This window comes from Streptomyces sp. NPDC101110 (assembly GCF_044759525.1).
Taxonomy (GTDB): Bacteria; Actinomycetota; Actinomycetes; order Streptomycetales; family Streptomycetaceae; genus Streptomyces.
This window is the reverse complement of record NZ_JBIVZM010000003.1, coordinates 601917-617304: the sequence shown is the minus strand read 5'-3', so window position 1 is coordinate 617304 and position 15388 is coordinate 601917. Positions and strand designations below refer to the sequence as shown.

The 15388-nt window shown below is 71.7% G+C and carries 15 protein-coding genes and 1 riboswitch; of the genes, 3 read left to right on the top strand and 12 right to left on the bottom strand.

The window, feature by feature from the left end:
* Positions 1-9 precede the first annotated feature (9 nt).
* Both ACIQU3_RS09065 and ACIQU3_RS09060 read right to left on the bottom strand, forming a co-directional pair.
* Complete coding sequence (locus ACIQU3_RS09065; RefSeq protein ID WP_403728390.1) at positions 10-150, bottom strand: SCO1431 family membrane protein; 141 nt, start codon at positions 148-150, stop codon at positions 10-12.
* 89 nt (positions 151-239) lie between these two features.
* Positions 240-1619 (bottom strand): peptidase C39 family protein, encoded by a 1380-nt coding sequence (locus ACIQU3_RS09060; RefSeq protein WP_403924110.1) that lies wholly within the window; start codon positions 1617-1619, stop codon positions 240-242.
* A gap of 221 nt (positions 1620-1840) precedes the next feature.
* On the opposite strand from ACIQU3_RS09060, the gene ACIQU3_RS09055 reads away from it, so the two are divergent.
* On the top strand, positions 1841-2497 hold the full coding sequence (locus ACIQU3_RS09055; RefSeq protein ID WP_403924107.1) for a uridine kinase: 657 nt from the start codon (positions 1841-1843) through the stop codon (positions 2495-2497).
* A 429-nt stretch (positions 2498-2926) separates the two neighbouring features.
* The gene (locus ACIQU3_RS09050; protein ID WP_403924104.1) at positions 2927-4786 is read left to right on the top strand and encodes an AAA family ATPase; all 1860 of its coding nucleotides are present in this window, start codon (positions 2927-2929) and stop codon (positions 4784-4786) included.
* Positions 4787-4904: 118 nt separating this feature from the next.
* Here ACIQU3_RS09050 and ACIQU3_RS09045 read toward each other — a convergent pair whose 3' ends face one another.
* From ACIQU3_RS09045 to ACIQU3_RS09000, 10 genes are all read right to left on the bottom strand, one after another.
* Entirely contained in the window at positions 4905-5981 is a 1077-nt protein-coding gene (locus ACIQU3_RS09045) for a hemolysin family protein (protein WP_403728399.1), read from the bottom strand.
* Positions 5978-7312: a hemolysin family protein gene (locus ACIQU3_RS09040; protein ID WP_403728401.1), complete on the bottom strand. Its 1335-nt coding sequence runs from the start codon at positions 7310-7312 to the stop codon at positions 5978-5980. The genes ACIQU3_RS09045 and ACIQU3_RS09040 overlap by 4 nt, the downstream gene beginning before the upstream one ends.
* Positions 7313-7559: 247 nt before the next feature.
* Positions 7560-8015 carry a PH domain-containing protein gene (locus ACIQU3_RS09035; RefSeq protein ID WP_403728403.1) on the bottom strand — a complete coding sequence of 152 codons (456 nt, stop codon included), beginning with the start codon at positions 8013-8015 and terminating at the stop codon, positions 7560-7562.
* Positions 8016-8029: 14 nt separating this feature from the next.
* On the bottom strand, positions 8030-8878 hold the full coding sequence (gene hisG, locus ACIQU3_RS09030; protein WP_403728405.1) for an ATP phosphoribosyltransferase: 849 nt from the start codon (positions 8876-8878) through the stop codon (positions 8030-8032).
* A gap of 45 nt (positions 8879-8923) precedes the next feature.
* The gene (locus ACIQU3_RS09025; RefSeq protein ID WP_019983911.1) at positions 8924-9196 is read right to left on the bottom strand and encodes a phosphoribosyl-ATP diphosphatase; all 273 of its coding nucleotides are present in this window, start codon (positions 9194-9196) and stop codon (positions 8924-8926) included.
* A gap of 34 nt (positions 9197-9230) precedes the next feature.
* A complete protein-coding gene (gene ribH / locus ACIQU3_RS09020; protein WP_185009030.1) occupies positions 9231-9716 on the bottom strand; it encodes a 6,7-dimethyl-8-ribityllumazine synthase in 486 nt (161 codons plus the stop codon).
* Between the two features lie 20 nt (positions 9717-9736).
* Positions 9737-11026 (bottom strand): bifunctional 3,4-dihydroxy-2-butanone-4-phosphate synthase/GTP cyclohydrolase II, encoded by a 1290-nt coding sequence (locus ACIQU3_RS09015; RefSeq protein WP_403924101.1) that lies wholly within the window; start codon positions 11024-11026, stop codon positions 9737-9739.
* Positions 11023-11664: a nicotinamide riboside transporter PnuC gene (locus ACIQU3_RS09010; protein WP_403924098.1), complete on the bottom strand. Its 642-nt coding sequence runs from the start codon at positions 11662-11664 to the stop codon at positions 11023-11025. The genes ACIQU3_RS09015 and ACIQU3_RS09010 overlap by 4 nt, the downstream gene beginning before the upstream one ends.
* Positions 11661-12269 (bottom strand): riboflavin synthase, encoded by a 609-nt coding sequence (locus tag ACIQU3_RS09005; protein WP_403728415.1) that lies wholly within the window; start codon positions 12267-12269, stop codon positions 11661-11663. The genes ACIQU3_RS09010 and ACIQU3_RS09005 overlap by 4 nt, the downstream gene beginning before the upstream one ends.
* Positions 12270-12413: 144 nt before the next feature.
* Positions 12414-12544: riboswitch (FMN riboswitch) on the bottom strand.
* Between the two features lie 265 nt (positions 12545-12809).
* Entirely contained in the window at positions 12810-14039 is a 1230-nt protein-coding gene (locus ACIQU3_RS09000; protein WP_403924095.1) for an ROK family transcriptional regulator, read from the bottom strand.
* Positions 14040-14174: 135 nt separating this feature from the next.
* Between ACIQU3_RS09000 and ACIQU3_RS08995 the strand changes: the two genes are divergently transcribed.
* A complete protein-coding gene (locus tag ACIQU3_RS08995; RefSeq protein ID WP_403924093.1) occupies positions 14175-15380 on the top strand; it encodes an MFS transporter in 1206 nt (401 codons plus the stop codon).
* Positions 15381-15388 lie beyond the last annotated feature (8 nt).

Genomic DNA, 15388 nt, shown 5'->3' with positions numbered 1-15388 from the left:
TGGGTCAGGTCACAGCAGCCCGAGCCGGGTGACGAGCATCGCGACTACCACGACGAGGACCCAGCCCAGGACGTGCTCGACGATCTTCGGGCCGTCGTCGCGGGGGCCGCCGGTGCGGGCGCGGAGGGCGGTGGCTGACTGTGCGGTCATGGCTGCTCACTGGGTCGCTGGTGCGGACGGACTCCCCCCGGGGTCCGTCCACCTTGCCAGCCGAGGCGGTCTCGCGGCCGTAAGGCCGGTCACACGCGCACGCCCACCGCCGCCAGGGCCTTGCGCTGGGCCGCGCTCGGGCGCGCCGGGAAGTAGAGGTAGCAGACGCCGCCGGTGCCCGAGGCCACCTTGCCGGAGGCGTTGTACCTCTTGGTCCTGAGCCAGATGTTCTCCCACTCGCGCCGCCGGTAGACCCGCCGCACGCCCTCGTTGGTCGCCGAGAACGGATCGTTGGCGATCACGTCGCCGTCGGCGGTGAAGCCGACGACGGTCATCAGGTGCCCGGCGGTGCCGTACCCGGCGCCGGTCAGCTCTTCCTTGAGGAACGACTGGGACGTTATGGCCGGGATGCCCGCGGCGATCAGCGTCTCCAGATCGGTGAGCGAGCCGAGCCGGGTGACGACGCCCTGGAGGTCCTTGAACGTGGCCGCGTAGGCGGCGTTGAAAGGCCAGTTGCCGCAGCCCGCGTACTGGTGGTCGTAGGTGAAGCGGGCCGCGTGGCACACCTGCGGGTCGGCGTACGCGGGATCGACCCAGTCCAGCTGTTCCTCGGTGAGCCGGCCTCCCCAGTACTCGATGATCATCTGGGAGGACGTCGGGCTGCACCAGGCCTCGCCGCCGTTGTCGTACTCGGGGTACTGCCCCTTGTGGATCTCCTGCGAGTAGCGCGGGACGGCCAGTTCCTTGACGAGCCCGGGCCTGGAGGCAGGGACGGTGAACCGGTCGGGCACGTCGGAGCCCATGACGCCGAGCCGCCACACCATGGGGGTCAGCTTCGTGCCGGGCTTGCGGTAGAGCGTCAGGCGCAGCCGGCAGGAGGCGAGGCGCAGGCCCGTGGACGGGTCGTCGATCGCGAGCGTGTCGGTCCAGACACTGCTCCTGTCGTCGCTCTGGCCGTCGACCGAGGTGCGCCGGATGTCCCGGTCGCCGGCCGCCCAGCGGCCCATGACGTACCAGGGCGTGCTGGAGCCGTCCGTGTAGGTGCCCTTGATCTCGACCTGGATCCAGGTGCCGGCCGGGGTGCGGGCGTTCCAGGAGACGATCGCCTCGGTCGCGGGGACGGCGAGCCGGTGGACGGGCGACGTCCAGGTGCCGTATTCCCAGGCGGCGGTGGTGCCGGTGTGCGGGTCCGTGTACCGGACCGTCGCGGCGGCCTTGGCGATCACCACGCCCGGGCGGGCGCCCGCGACGGCCCGGGTGCCCTTCGCTGTGCCGCCGGACCAGTCGCCGTACGAGAACCAGGACCGGTTGTCGACGGGGCGGGCCGGGACCGCCCGGGCGGGGTCGGCGGTGTCGGTCGTCATCGGGGCCTCGGGGTCGGCTGCCGCCGGGCCCGCGCCCGCGGTGACGGCGGCGGCCACCGCGGCGGCCAGGACGGTTCTGCGGGACGGCTGTTCGGCTCTGCGCATGGCGGGGCCCCCGGATGTCGGAGTCGGGCAGGTGCGGGGCAGGTCCGCGCACGGCGGTCACTTCCGTGCGTGCGCCACATATGAGCACAGCCCGCCTCGTCCTGCCAGCACTTCGACGCGCGCCGCGCCCATCAATATTGGCGTCGACCAGTGGCACCCGGGGCGGGCAGCCGGCCCGCGGCCTCCGCGGGGCGGACGCCCTCGTTAGAGTGCTGAGCGAGATGAATCCGACCTTCCGCCCCCCGCCGGGGCCCGCCGTCCGTGATCTGGCCGCCCGGATCCGCCGCCTGGCCCCCTCCTGCGGCCCGGTCCGGCTCATCGGGGTCGACGGGCACGCCGGGTCCGGGAAGAGCACGTTCGCCGGCGAGTTGGCCGCAGGACTGGGCGGTGTGCCGGTACTGCGCCTCGACGACATCGCGAGCCACGACGCTCTGTTCGACTGGACCGGACGCCTGCTGGACCAGATCGTCGAACCATTCGCCCGGGGCCGCACCGCGCACTACCGCCCCTACGACTGGCGCGCCCGCCGTTTCGGCTCCCCGCGCCCGCTCCCGCCCGCGCCGGTGGTCCTCGTCGAGGGCGTCGGGGCGGGACGAAGTGCGTTGCGCCCGTACCTGGCCCTGCTGCTGTGGATGGAGCTGCCGCGCGAGGAGGCCTGGGCGCGGGGCCGCTCACGGGACGGGAAGGAGCAGCGGGAATTCTGGGACGGGTGGGTCCCGGCGGAACGCCGCCACTTCACCGACGACCCCTCTCGGCCCTTCGCCGACCTCCTGGTACGGCAGCGCGACAAGGGATACGAGGTGCTCGCGGGGCCTGCCGGGACGGTTGGACCGGACCAGACCCTCACGCACGGTGACGAGCCGCCCGCTGTGTGCTGAACTTGTGAAAGGGCTTGCGGGACAACTTGCCGGAGTGCTCCAACTCGGCTTGACCGCCGGGCCGTACAGGTCTTACGTTCTCAATGAGCGGCATCGGAGCCGCCCACAAACGCGAAGCCCCCGGTTGTTCCCCCGTGATCGGGGGCTTCGTTCTGCCTTCTTCCGGATTTCCGGCCGCCGCCGGGCGCCGAGCGCTCACCCAGGGTCACCGCGCACGCGTCCGCCGCATCCGCTCCCACCTCGCCGAACGCCGCGTGAGGCACCCTACGGGGGCGCCGCCCCCGCGGGTACGATGCCCTCGTTGCGACCTGCGGACGGTTGCTTCTGCACGGTGCAACTCCGGTCCGTGGCACAGCGGTTCGGGCAGGGCAGCCGGCTGGGGGACGGCTCGTTGGCATACCGACGGGGGCACGGTTTGTGGGGGACGTGATGGACTTCGGCACCCAGGGCCCGCAGGCCCCGGCCGACCTCGCCTGGCTGCGAGGCGTGGACGCCTACACCATGGGCGCGTATCCGCAGGCGGAGGAGGAGTTCCGGGCCGCCGTGCGGCTGGACTCCGGGATGGCCGACGGCTGGCTGGGGCTGCACGCGCTGCGCGTCGACACCACGACCGCGCTGCTGCGGATGTTCCGGCACCGGGACCGCTTCGGCGAGCAGCGCACCCGCTACCGTCGCGCCCTCAACTCCTGGTACTGGCTGGGCTGGTGGGTGCAGCCGGTGCTGGAGAGTCCCCGTGATCTGCTGCTCGCGCACGCCTCCCACTGGCTGGACGGCCGGCACGTCCCCGAACTGGACCGGGCCCTCGCCGGGCTGCCGCCCGTGGACACCGACCACCAGGTCCGCTTCCTGCACTCCTGCCGCGCCTATCTGGTCAAGGACTGGGAGCAGCTGGTCCGCCACACCGACCCCCTGCTCGACGACCCGATGCTCGGCATCGAGGCGGGCCTGTTCGGCGGGATGGCCCGGGTGCGCCTGGAGATGTACGGCCAGGCCGAACCCCTGCTGTCGGCCGCGCTGATGCGCTGCCGCAGCGAGCAGCCCCAGCGCAAGGAGCTGCGCTACTGGCTGGCCCGGGCGCACGAGGGCACCGGCCGCAGCGCAGCCGCCCTGCCCCTGTACCGGGCGGTGCACCGCGTCGACCCCGCGTTCATGGACACCTCCGCCCGGCTCGCCGCCATAGCCGAGGGCGACGGGTACGACGACGCCACCGACCTCGCGGCGATCACGCTCACCGGTGCGGGTCAGGACGCCGTGGACGGTCCGGACGCATTCGACCCGCTCTTCGGTCCGGAAGGGCGCGATCTGCGGCTGCCCGATCCCGAGCCGCCGATCGCTCCCCTGCCACCGGTGGCGGGCCCGCCGTTTCGCGAGAGGAGCGGCCCCGCTCCTTCCCTGCCCGCCGGGCCCACCGACCCGGCGTTACTGGAGGAAGCACTCGCCGAGCTCGAACGCATGGTGGGTCTGGAGCCGGTGAAGCGTCAGGTCAAGGCGTTGTCGGCGCAGCTGAACATGGCCCGGCTGCGCGCCGGGCAGGGCCTGCCGGTCCAGCCGCCGAAACGCCACTTCGTCTTCTCCGGCCCCTCCGGCACCGGCAAGACCACCGTCGCCCGCATCCTGGGCCGGGTCTTCTACGCCCTCGGACTGCTCGGCGGTGACCATCTCGTGGAGGCGCAGCGGGCCGACCTGGTCGGGGAGTACCTCGGGCAGACGGCCGTGAAGGCGAACGAACTGATCGACTCGGCCCTCGGGGGCGTGCTCTTCGTCGACGAGGCCTACTCCCTGTCCAACTCGGGTTACGGCAAGGGGGACGCGTACGGCGACGAGGCCCTGCAAGTGCTGCTGAAGCGCGCGGAGGACAACCGGGACCACTTGGTCGTGATCCTGGCCGGCTACCCGGAGGGCATGGACCGCCTGCTCGCCGCGAACCCCGGGCTGTCGTCCCGTTTCACCACCCGCGTCGACTTCCCCTCGTACCGGCCGCTCGAACTCACCGAGATCGGCAAGGTGCTGGCGGCCGAGAACGGCGACCTGTGGGACGAGGAGGCCCTCGACGAGCTGCGGTCCATCGCCGGGCACGTGGTGGGCCAGGGGTGGATCGACGAGCTGGGCAACGGGCGGTTCCTGCGGACGCTGTACGAGAAGAGCTGCGCGTACCGGGATCTGCGGTTGTCGGTGTATCCCGGGGCGTTGAGCAGAGACGACCTGGCGACGTTGCGGTTGCCGGATCTGATGCAGGCGTACGGAGAGGTGCTGTCGGGGCGGGGGCCGCAGGATCCGTCAGCCATGTGAGTCCGTCGGCCGCGGGCCGGTGGGGCCGGTCGCGCAGTTCCCCGCGCCCCCGGGCAGGACACCCACCCAGGGGCGCGGGAATTGCGCGACCGGCCCCCACGCGCCCGCGGCTACGGTGCTAGGTCGCCAGCACCTCTTCACCGGACCTCGGCTCGGTCAGCCGCACCTCGCGCACCTGCCGGTGCGCGGGATCCCGCACCTCCCCCACCAGCAGCTCCAGGACGTCCTCCAGGGTGACGAGGCCCAGCACCTTCCCCGACCCGTCGGCGACCTGCGCCAAATGCGTCGCCGCGCGCCGCATCACCGTCAGCGCGTCGTCCAACGGCAGCTCGGACCGCAGGGTCGTCATGGGGCGCCACAGGTGCTGCGGCACGGCCCGGTCCGAGTCCTCCAGGTCGAGGACGTCCTTGACGTGCAGGTAGCCCATGAAGGCGCCGTTGTCAGCGGCGACCGGGAAACGGGAGTAGCCGGTGCGGGCCGTGAGCTCCACGATCCGGCCGGGGGTGACCGACGGGCTGACCGTCACCAGCGACTCGCGCTTCAGCAGGACGTCCGTCACCGGGCGGGAGCCCAGTTCCAGGGCGTCCTCCAGACGTTCGGCCTCCTCCGGGTCGAGCAGACCGGCCTGGCCTGCGTCCTCCACCAGCCGGTTGAGCTGTTCGCTGGTGAAGACGGCCTCGACCTCGTCCTTGGGTTCGACGTGGAAGAGCCGCAGGATGCCCTGGGAGACCGCGCCGAGGGCGGCGGTGATCGGCTTGCAGAAGCGGGCGAACCAGACCAGGCCCGGGCTGAGCCACAGCGCGACCTTCTCGGGGGCCGCCATCGCCAGGTTCTTCGGGACCATCTCGCCGATGACGAGGTGGAAGAAGACCACGGCGGCGAGGGCGATGACGTAGGTCAGCGGGTGGATCATGCCGTGCGGCAGGTGGATCCACTCGAAGACCGGCTCCAGCAGGTGTGCGACCGTCGGTTCGGCGACCGCGCCCAGGGTCAGCGAGCAGACGGTGATGCCGAACTGGGCCGCCGCCATCATCTGCGGAAGCCGCTCCAGCCCGTAGAGGACCTGCCGGGATCGGGCGGTGCCGAGCGGTTCGATCTGGCTGCGTCGTACGGAGACGAGCGCGAACTCGGCGCCGACGAAGAAGCCGTTGGCGAGCACGAGCAGCGCGGCGAAGAGAAGCTGGAGCACGCTCATCGGACGGCCTCCGCCATGGAGACCACGGGGGCGGTCCGCACCAGCCGGACCCGCTCCGCGCGGTAGTGGCCGACCTGGCGCACCGACAGCCGCCAGCCGGGCAGTTCCGTCTTGTCGCCGACGGCCGGGATACGGCCCAGCAGGTCGGCGATCAGGCCCGCGACGGTCTCGTAGGGGCCCTCGGGCACCTCGAGGCCTATGCGCTGCAGGACGTCGACGCGGCAACTGCCGTCGACGTCCCAGGCGGGCTTGCCGTCCTCCGGCGGCGCGGCGGCGAGCTCGGGCAGGTCATGGCCGTCGTGCTCGTCACGGACCTCGCCGACGATCTCCTCGACGATGTCCTCCAGCGTGACGACGCCGGCGGTGCCGCCGTACTCGTCGACGACGACCGCGATGGGCTGCTCGCTGCGCAAGCGGGTGAGGAGCGGCCGTACGGGGAGCGTCTCGGGGACGAGCAGCGCCGGGCGTGCGATGTGGCCGACGGGGGTGCGCAGCCGGTCCCCGACGGGCACGGCCAGAGCGTCCTTGAGGTGGACCATGCCGACGACCTCGTCGATCTTCTCCCGGTAGACGGGGAAGCGGGACAGCCCGGTGGCGCGGGTCAGGTTGACGACGTCCTCGGCGGTGGCGGAGGACTGCAGGGCGCTGACCTTCACGCGCGGTGTCATCACGTGCTGTGCGGTGAGCTCGCCCAGCGACAGGGTGCGGACGAACAGGTCGGCCGTGTCCTGCTCCAGGGCGCCGGCCAGGGCCGAGTGGCGGGCCAGGGAGACGAGTTCGCCGGGGGTGCGGGCGGAGGCCAGCTCCTCGGCGGGCTCGATGCCCAGGGCGCGTACGAGCCGGTTCGCGACGGCGTTGAGGCCGGCGATGACCGGGCGGAACAGCCGGGCGAAAACGTGCTGCGGGCCCGCCACGAAGCGGGCGACCTGCAGCGGCCGGGACACCGCCCAGTTCTTGGGCAGAAGCTCGCCGATCACCATCTGCACGGCGGAGGCCAGCAGCATGCCGACGACGACCGTGACACCGGAGACGGCGCCCTCGGGGATGCCGATCGAGGTGAACGGGCCGTGCAGCAGCCCGGCGAGCGCCGGTTCGGCGAGCATGCCGACGACGAGGGAGGTGATGGTGATGCCGAGCTGGGTGCCGGAGAGCTGGAAGGACAGTTCCTTGAGCGATTCCACGACACGGTGGGCGCGCCGGTCGCCCTCGGCGGCGGCCTTCTCGGCCTCGGGCCGCTCGACCGTCACGAGTCCGAATTCGGCCGCCACGAAGAATCCGTTGGCGAGAATCAGCAGGAACGCGGCTGCGAGGAGCAGCAGGGGGGTGGTCATGATGCCGCCGCCTCCGCACGGTCGTGGACCTCGAACACGGGGTCCGCGCTATGTCGGCAGGGGGCGGCGCAGGTACTGCAGGACGATCCGTCCATCGCCGGAGGGGGTCACTCCTCGGTTAGCAGGTGCCCCCGTCGCGCCGGGCGGTGCGGCAGGGGCGAAGGCGCGTCCGTCGCGCCTTCGCCCAACAGATTAATCAAGACACCGCCCGGTATGGCAGTGGCGACCGGCGTGAGCTTCGCCCGGGTCAGCCCCGGTGTCCCTCGGGGCCCGCTGCGGAACGGGCTTCGACGAGGGCCCGCAGGGCACGGGCGTCGGCGATCGCGCGCCGCTTGGCCAGGCCCGGCTGGATGCCCAGAGCAGGCAGGCTGGTGCCGTCGCTGAGATTGAGGAACACCCAGGGGTCGCCGGGCCGGAGGGTCACCTGGAGGATCTCCGCCCACTCCAGCCGGCGCTTGTTCGTGAGATTGACGACAGTGACGCCGTCCTCGTCCACGGCGACCTTGGGTCGCGCCAGCAGGAGCAGCACGGCGTCCAGCAGGAGCGCCGTGAAGACGAAGCTGACCCGCTCGCCGGGGCTGAGCTGCTTCAGCAGCATCGCGACAGCCGTGATCACGACGAAGATCGCGACGGCCGCGGTCAGCAGCACCACGCGGGTGCTGCCCGGCCGGAACGTGACGGGCAGGGTAGGCAGATCGGACATCTCGGGTACGCCCCTCAGAGACGGCAGGCGTGGATGGCCGTGGTCAGGATGGCCCGGGCGCCGATGTCGTACAGGTCGTCCATGATCCGCTGGGCTTCCTTGGCCGGGACCATCGCACGGACGGCGACCCAGCCCTCGTTGTGCAGCGGGGAGACGGTCGGGGACTCCAGGCCGGGCGTGAGGGCGACGGCCTTCTCCAACTGCTCGACGCGGCAGTCGTAGTCCATCATCACGTACGTCCGGGCGACCAGGACGCCCTGGAGGCGGCGCAGGAACTGCTGCACCTTGGGGTCGTCGGCGTCCGCGCCGGTGCGGCGGATCACGACGGCCTCGGACTGCATGATCGGCTCGCCTGCGACCTCCAGGCCCGCGTTGCGCAGCGAGGTCCCCGTCTCGACGACGTCGGCGATGACCTGGGCGACGCCGAGCTGGATGGCGGTCTCGACGGCGCCGTCGAGGTGGACGACGGAGGCGTCGATGCCGTGCTGGGCGAGGTGCGCGGCGACGATGCCCTCGTAGGAGGTGGCGATCGTCTTGCCCGTCAGGTCCGCCAGGCCGCTGATCGTGCCGGGCTTGGTGGCGTAGCGGAAGGTGGAGCGGGCGAAGCCGAGGGCGAGGATCTCCTCGGCTTCGGCGCCGGAGTCGATGAGCAGGTCCCGGCCGGTGAGGCCGATGTCCAGCTGCCCGGAGGCGACGTAGATGGCGATGTCGCGGGGGCGGAGGTAGAAGAACTCGACCTCGTTCCCCGGGTCGACGATCCGCAGTTCCTTGGACTCGCGGCGCTGCTGGTAGCCGGCCTCATGCAGCATCTCCGCCGCAGGGCCGGACAGGGAACCCTTGTTGGGGACGGCGATGCGCAGCATGAGGTCGGCTTCCTTTGCGTGGTGCGGGACGGGAACGGGTGCGGCTCAGAGGTGGGCGTAGACGTCGTCGAGGGAGATACCGCGGGCGACCATCATCACCTGGACGTGGTACAGCAGCTGCGAGATCTCCTCGGCGGCGGCTTCCTTGCCCTCGTACTCGGCGGCCATCCACACCTCGGCGGCCTCCTCGACGACCTTCTTGCCGATGGCGTGGACGCCCTTGCCGACCAGCTCTGCGGTGCGGGAAGTGGCGGGGTCGCCCTGGGCGGCCTTGTGCTGGAGCTCGGTGAAGAGCTCCTCGAACGTCTTCTTGGACATGGTGACGCTCAGCCTATGCCACACCCGCCTTCCGTCAGCGCCAGGGTTCGGATACTGAGCGGAGGGTGGCAGCGGTCGCCACCGCGGCCGTCACCGCCTCGTGCCCCTTGTCCTCGTTGGAACCTTCGATTCCGGCCCGGTCCAGGGCCTGCTCCTCGGTGTCGCAGGTCAGCACGCCGAAGCCGACGGGGACGCCGGTGTCGACCGAGACCTGGGTGAGGCCCTGGGTCACGCCCTGGCACACGTACTCGAAGTGGGGGGTTCCGCCGCGGATGACGACGCCGAGGGCGACGATCGCGTCGTAGCCGCGGCCGGCGAGGACCTTGGCGACGACCGGGAGCTCCCAGCTGCCGGGGACCCTGAGCAGGGTCGGCTCGTCGATGCCCAGGTCGTGCAGGGCGCGCAGGGCGCCGTCGACCAGGCCGTTCATCACCTTCTCGTGCCACTGTGCCGCGATGACGGCGACCCGGAGGTCACCCACATTGCGTACGGACAGCTCCGGTGCACCCTTGCCGCTCACGTTGCTCCCTCTGTGCTCTCTTACTGGTTGCCGCAGGCCGGCACGGTGGTCGTGTCCAGCCAGGGCAGGTCGTGGCCCATCCGGTCCCGCTTGGTGCGCAGGTAGCGGAGGTTGTGCTCGCCGGCGTTCACGGGCATCGGCACACGGGCCTGGACCGCGATGCCGTGGCGGACGAGCGCGTCGGTCTTGTCGGGGTTGTTGGTCAGCAGCCGGACACCGCGCACGCCGAGGTCGGCGAGGATCTGCGCGCCTGCCGCGTAGTCGCGGGCGTCGGCGGGCAGGCCGAGTTCGAGGTTGGCGTCGAGGGTGTCACGGCCGCGTTCCTGGAGTTCGTAGGCGCGCAGCTTGGACATCAGGCCGATGCCGCGGCCCTCGTGTCCGCGCAGGTAGACCACGACGCCGCGGCCCTCCTCCTGGATGCGGGCGAGGGAGGCGTCGAGCTGGGGGCCGCAGTCGCAGCGGGCCGAGCCGAAGACGTCGCCGGTGAGGCATTCGGAGTGGACGCGGACGAGCACGTCCCGGCCGTCGCCGATCTCGCCGTGCACCAGGGCGACGTGCTCGACGCCGTCGATGATGGAGCGGTAGCCGTGTGCCGTGAAAGTGCCGTGGGCGGTGGGCAGTTGGGTCCTGGCCTCGCGGCGGACGGTGGGTTCGCTGCTGCGGCGGTAGGCGATCAGGTCCTCGATGGAGATGATCGTCAGGCCGTGCTTGCGGGCGAAGGGGATCAGCTCGGGCAGGCGCAGCATGGTGCCGTCCTCGCCGGCGATCTCGACGATCGCGCCGGCCGGGCGCAGGCCCGCGAGACGGGCGAGGTCGACGGCGGCCTCGGTGTGGCCGTTGCGGGTGAGGACCCCGCCGGGCCGGGCGCGCAGTGGGAAGATGTGGCCGGGGCGGACGAAGTCCCCGGGGCCCGAGACGCCGTCGGCGAGCAGGCGGAGGGTGGTGGCGCGGTCGGAGGCGGAGATGCCGGTGCTCACGCCGTGCGCGGCACAGGCGTCGACGGAGACCGTGAACGCGGTCTTCATCGACTCGGTGTTGTCCTCGACCATCTGCGGGAGCCTCAGCCGGTCCAGTTCGTCGCCCTCCATGGGGGCGCAGATCAGACCGCGGCACTCGCTCATCATGAAGGCGACGATCTCGGGGGTGGCCTTCTCCGCGGCGATGACGAGGTCGCCCTCGTTCTCCCGGTCCTCGTCGTCGACGACCACGACGGGCCGGCCGGCCGCGATGTCGGCGATGGCCTGCTCCACGGGGTCGAGCGTGAAGTTCTCGACGTCGTCGGTGCTGTACAGGGCGGTTGTGGCGCTCATGCCGGCGCTCCTTCCAGGGTGGGCCGCGCGGGCTGACGCGAGCGCAGCCACCAGTCGCGCAGGCCCCACAGGACGAGCGCGCCGTAGATGACGTAGACGAAGCCGGAGAAGGCGTAGCCGTTGGCGAAGTTGAGGGGGACGCCGACGAGGTCGACGAGGAGCCAGGCGAACCAGAACTCGACCATGCCGCGGGCCTGGGCGTACATGGCGACGATCGTGCCGACGAAGATGTACGCGTCCGGCCAGGGGTCCCAGGACAGGGTCGGGTACGCCTCGAAGAGCAGGGCCACCGCGACCGTGCCGACGGCGGCCGCCGCGACCATGGCCGCGCGCTCGCGCCAGGTGGCGAACCGGACGGCGATGTGTCCGTCCTCGCCCTGTCCCTTGCCGCGCTGCCACTGCCACCAGCCGTACAGGGCGACGATCATGACGACCGCCTGCTTGCCCGCGCTGCCGGTGAGGTGTCCGAAGAAGGCGCCGAAGAGGATGAGGCCGGCCAGGAACTGCACGGGCCAGGTCCAGATGGAGCGCCGCCAGCCGAGGACGAGGGCGGCGAGGCCGAAGAGGTTGCCGACCATGTCGGACCAGAGGATGTGCTGCCCGAAGAGGACGAACGCCTCGGAGTTCAGCGTGTTCACCGGCCGGCCTCCCGCACCCGGTCGCCCAGCATCCGCTCGACGTACTTGGCGATGACGTCCACTTCGAGGTTGACCGGGTCGCCGGGCTGCTTGTGGCCGAGCGTGGTCAGGTCGAGGGTGGTGGGGATCAGGCTGACCGTGAAGTGGTCGGGACCGGCGTCGACGACGGTGAGGCTGATGCCGTCGACGGTGATGGAGCCCTTCTCGACGACGTACCGGGTGAGGTCCGCGGGCAGGGAGATCTTCACGATCTCCCAGTTCTCGGAGGGCTTGCGCTCCAGGATCTCGCCGGTGCCGTCCACGTGGCCCTGGACGATGTGCCCGCCGAGGCGCTCGCCGACGGCCATGGGGCGTTCGAGGTTGACGCGGGAGCCGGCCTTCAGGGCGCCGAGGCTGGAGCGGTCCAGGGTCTCGGCCATGACGTCGGCCGTGAACTCGTCGCCCTCGTGCTCGACGACCGTGAGGCACACCCCGTTCACGGCGATCGAGTCGCCGTGCTTGGCGCCTTGGGTGACGACCGGTCCTCGCAGGCGGAAGCGACAGGCGTCGTCGAGGGTCTCGACGGCGGTGACCTCGCCCAGCTCTTCGACGATTCCGGTGAACACTTCCCGGGTCCTCCTGCCTCTTCGGGCACGGACTCCGGGGCTGTCGATGACGACAGAAATACGAGCAGGGACACCGGGGACGACGCCGGACGGAACCCGTCACGACGGACGGGCTTCTCGGCGGCGCGCACGAATGCCCGCTCGCCGCGCACTGCCTCCCATCCGGACTTTAACCGTCGGTCCAGGAATTTCACCTGGTCAACCGGCCGCTGGAGGCGACCGGGTCGCGGACTGTAACCGCCGGTTCGGACTTTCACCGACCCCGGAGTGCGCTGCTACTGGTACAGGGCCAGTGTGCCACGCCTGATCGACGTTCAAAGAGGAGAAGCATGTGGGCTGCCTCACAGAACGTGTCACACTTCTTCCCGAGCGCGACCGGCACCCCAACTGCCGCACCGGCACGCCCTCTTGCGGCACCTCATTGGTACACACCTATTGACGATGTGGTCTAGTCCTTCCTAGGGTCATCGTCAGGGTCGGCTCACCCCACGGACCGGCCCGGCGGCGGTGACGACGGCCCTTGCCCGCCGTCGGGCCTTGTCAGCCGCAGCCGCTCCCCGGTGCGAACAGTTCCTCCTGGGCGCGGTCCCGGGCCGTCAGCAGCGCGCCGCGCAGGACCGCACCACCGCCCAGGGTGGTGGTGCGCACCTCCGTGGACAGGGGCGTCATCCGGGCCAGCCGGTCCTGCACCCGCCGGGCGAGTTCGACGCCCCCGGCCCGGCCGACCTCCCCACCGAGGACCACGCACCCGGGATCAAGGACGGCGACGACCGAGGCGGCACCCACCGCGACACGGCCGGCCAGGGCGTCGAGGAAGGCGGCGGCCGGAGCGGGTCCGTCGAGGGGCCCGGCCTCCTGCCGCCCCACCCGGTCGACAGCCGCCCGCACCACGCCGACCGCCGCGCGCACCGCCCCAGCCTCGGACTCCACCGCCGGAATCCCGAACTCCGCCGCGAGCTCCACAACCGCCGCCGCCGAGGCCAGGGAATGGAATCCGCCCTCGCAGTCCGTCGCGCTCGGCAGTGCGGCCGTGCCCGGCACCGGGAGGAAGCCGATCTCGCCGGTGCCGCCGGAGGCGCCGCGCCGGAGGGCGCCGTCGAGGACCACGGCCGCTCCCGTGCCGTGGCCCAGCCACAGCAGGACGAAGGTGTCCCGGCCCCGGGCCGCCCCCTCCCGCTGCTCGGCGAGCGCCGCGAGGTTGGTCTCGTTCTCCACGCTGACACGGGCCTCGGGCAGCCGCTCCTGAAGGGCGGCGACGAACCGGCGGTGCCACTCCGGCAGCCCGGTGGACTGGCGCAGTTCGCCGCCGGCCGGGTCGATCAGACCGGGTGCCCCGATCCCCACGGTGTGCAGACGGTCGGCACCGGCCTCCTTCGCCACCCGCTCGACCAGCGTGACCGCCTGCTCCACCGCGGCGCCCGTGCCCGTGTCGCCCCCGATCGGCACCGACGCCTCGGTCAGCACCCGCCCGACCAGATCCGCGAGGACCACGGCGACGCCCTCGGTACGCACGTCGAGGGCGGCCAGGTGCGCCCGGTCGGCGACGATGCCGTACACCTTCGCGTTGGGGCCGCGTCGCTGCTCGCCTGCCTCACCGACCACCGCGATCAGCCGGGCGGCACTGAGGCGTTCGACGAGGTCGGCGACGGTCGGCCGGGACAGACCAGTCAGCTGCTTCAACTGCCCCGCCGTCAGCGGGCCTTCCTGCTGGAGCAGCCGCAGGGCGAGCCGGTCGTTGATGGCCCGGGCGGTGCTCGGTGATGCGGGCATGCGCGGATCCTCCCAGATCGGCTGAGCAGTCGACGGTGACCGGCGGAAAGGCCCTCTTATTATCAGGCAGGGTTCCTGATAGTTTACGCCCGCATCAGTCAGGAACACGGCAGAGGCCTGGAGGGGGACCGCAGAATGGGCAACGTGGTCGACGAACAGCGCGAGGTGAAGCGGTCCCGGTACGCAGTGGCCGCGGTGTTCGCCGTACACGGCGCCGTGACCGGCTCGTTCGCGACCCGGGTGCCGTGGATCCAGGATCACGCGGGGGTCGGCGCGGGCCAGTTGGGGATCGCGCTCGCGTTCCCGGCGCTCGGCGCGTCCGTGGCGATGCCGCTCGCCGGCAGCATCACCCACCGCTTCGGCGCCCGGAACGCACTGCGCGGACTGATCGCCCTGTGGACGATGTCGCTGGTCCTGCCGTCCCTCTCCCCCAATCTCCTGACGCTCTGTCCGGCCCTGTTCACCTACGGCGCGACGGCCGGCATGGCCGACGTGGCGATGAACGCGCTGGGCGTCGAGGTCGAGAACCGTCTCGGGCGGTCGATCATGTCCGGGCTGCACGGCATGTGGAGCGCGGGTGCCCTCGTCGGTTCGGCGGCCGGCACCCTCGCCGCGCACCTCGGGTCGGACGCCCGGTTGCACCACGTCCTGGCCGCCGCGGTGCTCACCGTCGTCGGTGTGGCGTCCTGCCAGTGGGTGCTCGACCTGCAGCCCGCCGAGGACGAGGAGCCGCCGCCGCGCTTCGCACTGCCGCCCCGGTCGGCGCTGCTCATCGGTGCGATCGGGTTCTGCGCCGTGTTCGCGGAGGGTGCGAGCCTGGACTGGTCGGCGGTGTATCTGCGCGAGCAGCTGGAGACCTCCGCCGGTCTCGCCGCCGCGTGCACGACGGGCTTCACGCTCACCATGGCCGTCGCCCGGCTCGCCGGCGACCGGGTCGTGGACCGCTTCGGTGCCGTGCGGACCGTGCGGGCGAGCGGTGTGTTCGCCGTCCTCGGCGGGTTGCTGATCGTCGTCGCGAACCATCCCGCGGTGGCCATGAGCGGGTTCGCGCTGATGGGTCTCGGCATCGCCGTCGTCGTGCCGCTGTGCTTCGCCGCGGCGGGCCGCAGCGGCTCCAACCCCAGCCTGGCCATCGCGGGAGTCGCGACCATCACCTACACCTCGGGGCTGATTGCGCCGAGCGCGATCGGCATGCTGGCACAGGCCACCAGCCTGATGGTGTCGTTCTGCCTGGTGACGGCACTGTCGTGCGGCCTGGTGGCGTTCGCCGGCGTACTGCGCCCCGGCGAACGCACGAGGATCGGCCGCCCGGACACGGTGGTCGCCGACCCGCGGCCCTGAGGACACCT

Coding starts and splice junctions, on each gene's coding strand:
- ACIQU3_RS09065 (WP_403728390.1), bottom strand. CDS start 150: ATGACCGCACAGTCAGCCACCGCCCTCCGCGCCCGCACCGGCGGCCCC.
- ACIQU3_RS09060 (WP_403924110.1), bottom strand. CDS start 1,619: ATGCGCAGAGCCGAACAGCCGTCCCGCAGAACCGTCCTGGCCGCCGCG.
- ACIQU3_RS09055 (WP_403924107.1), top strand. CDS start 1,841: ATGAATCCGACCTTCCGCCCCCCGCCGGGGCCCGCCGTCCGTGATCTG.
- ACIQU3_RS09050 (WP_403924104.1), top strand. CDS start 2,927: ATGGACTTCGGCACCCAGGGCCCGCAGGCCCCGGCCGACCTCGCCTGG.
- ACIQU3_RS09045 (WP_403728399.1), bottom strand. CDS start 5,981: ATGAGCGTGCTCCAGCTTCTCTTCGCCGCGCTGCTCGTGCTCGCCAAC.
- ACIQU3_RS09040 (WP_403728401.1), bottom strand. CDS start 7,312: ATGACCACCCCCCTGCTGCTCCTCGCAGCCGCGTTCCTGCTGATTCTC.
- ACIQU3_RS09035 (WP_403728403.1), bottom strand. CDS start 8,015: ATGTCCGATCTGCCTACCCTGCCCGTCACGTTCCGGCCGGGCAGCACC.
- hisG (WP_403728405.1), bottom strand. CDS start 8,878: ATGCTGCGCATCGCCGTCCCCAACAAGGGTTCCCTGTCCGGCCCTGCG.
- ACIQU3_RS09025 (WP_019983911.1), bottom strand. CDS start 9,196: ATGTCCAAGAAGACGTTCGAGGAGCTCTTCACCGAGCTCCAGCACAAG.
- ACIQU3_RS09015 (WP_403924101.1), bottom strand. CDS start 11,026: ATGAGCGCCACAACCGCCCTGTACAGCACCGACGACGTCGAGAACTTC.
- ACIQU3_RS09000 (WP_403924095.1), bottom strand. CDS start 14,039: ATGCCCGCATCACCGAGCACCGCCCGGGCCATCAACGACCGGCTCGCC.
- ACIQU3_RS08995 (WP_403924093.1), top strand. CDS start 14,175: ATGGGCAACGTGGTCGACGAACAGCGCGAGGTGAAGCGGTCCCGGTAC.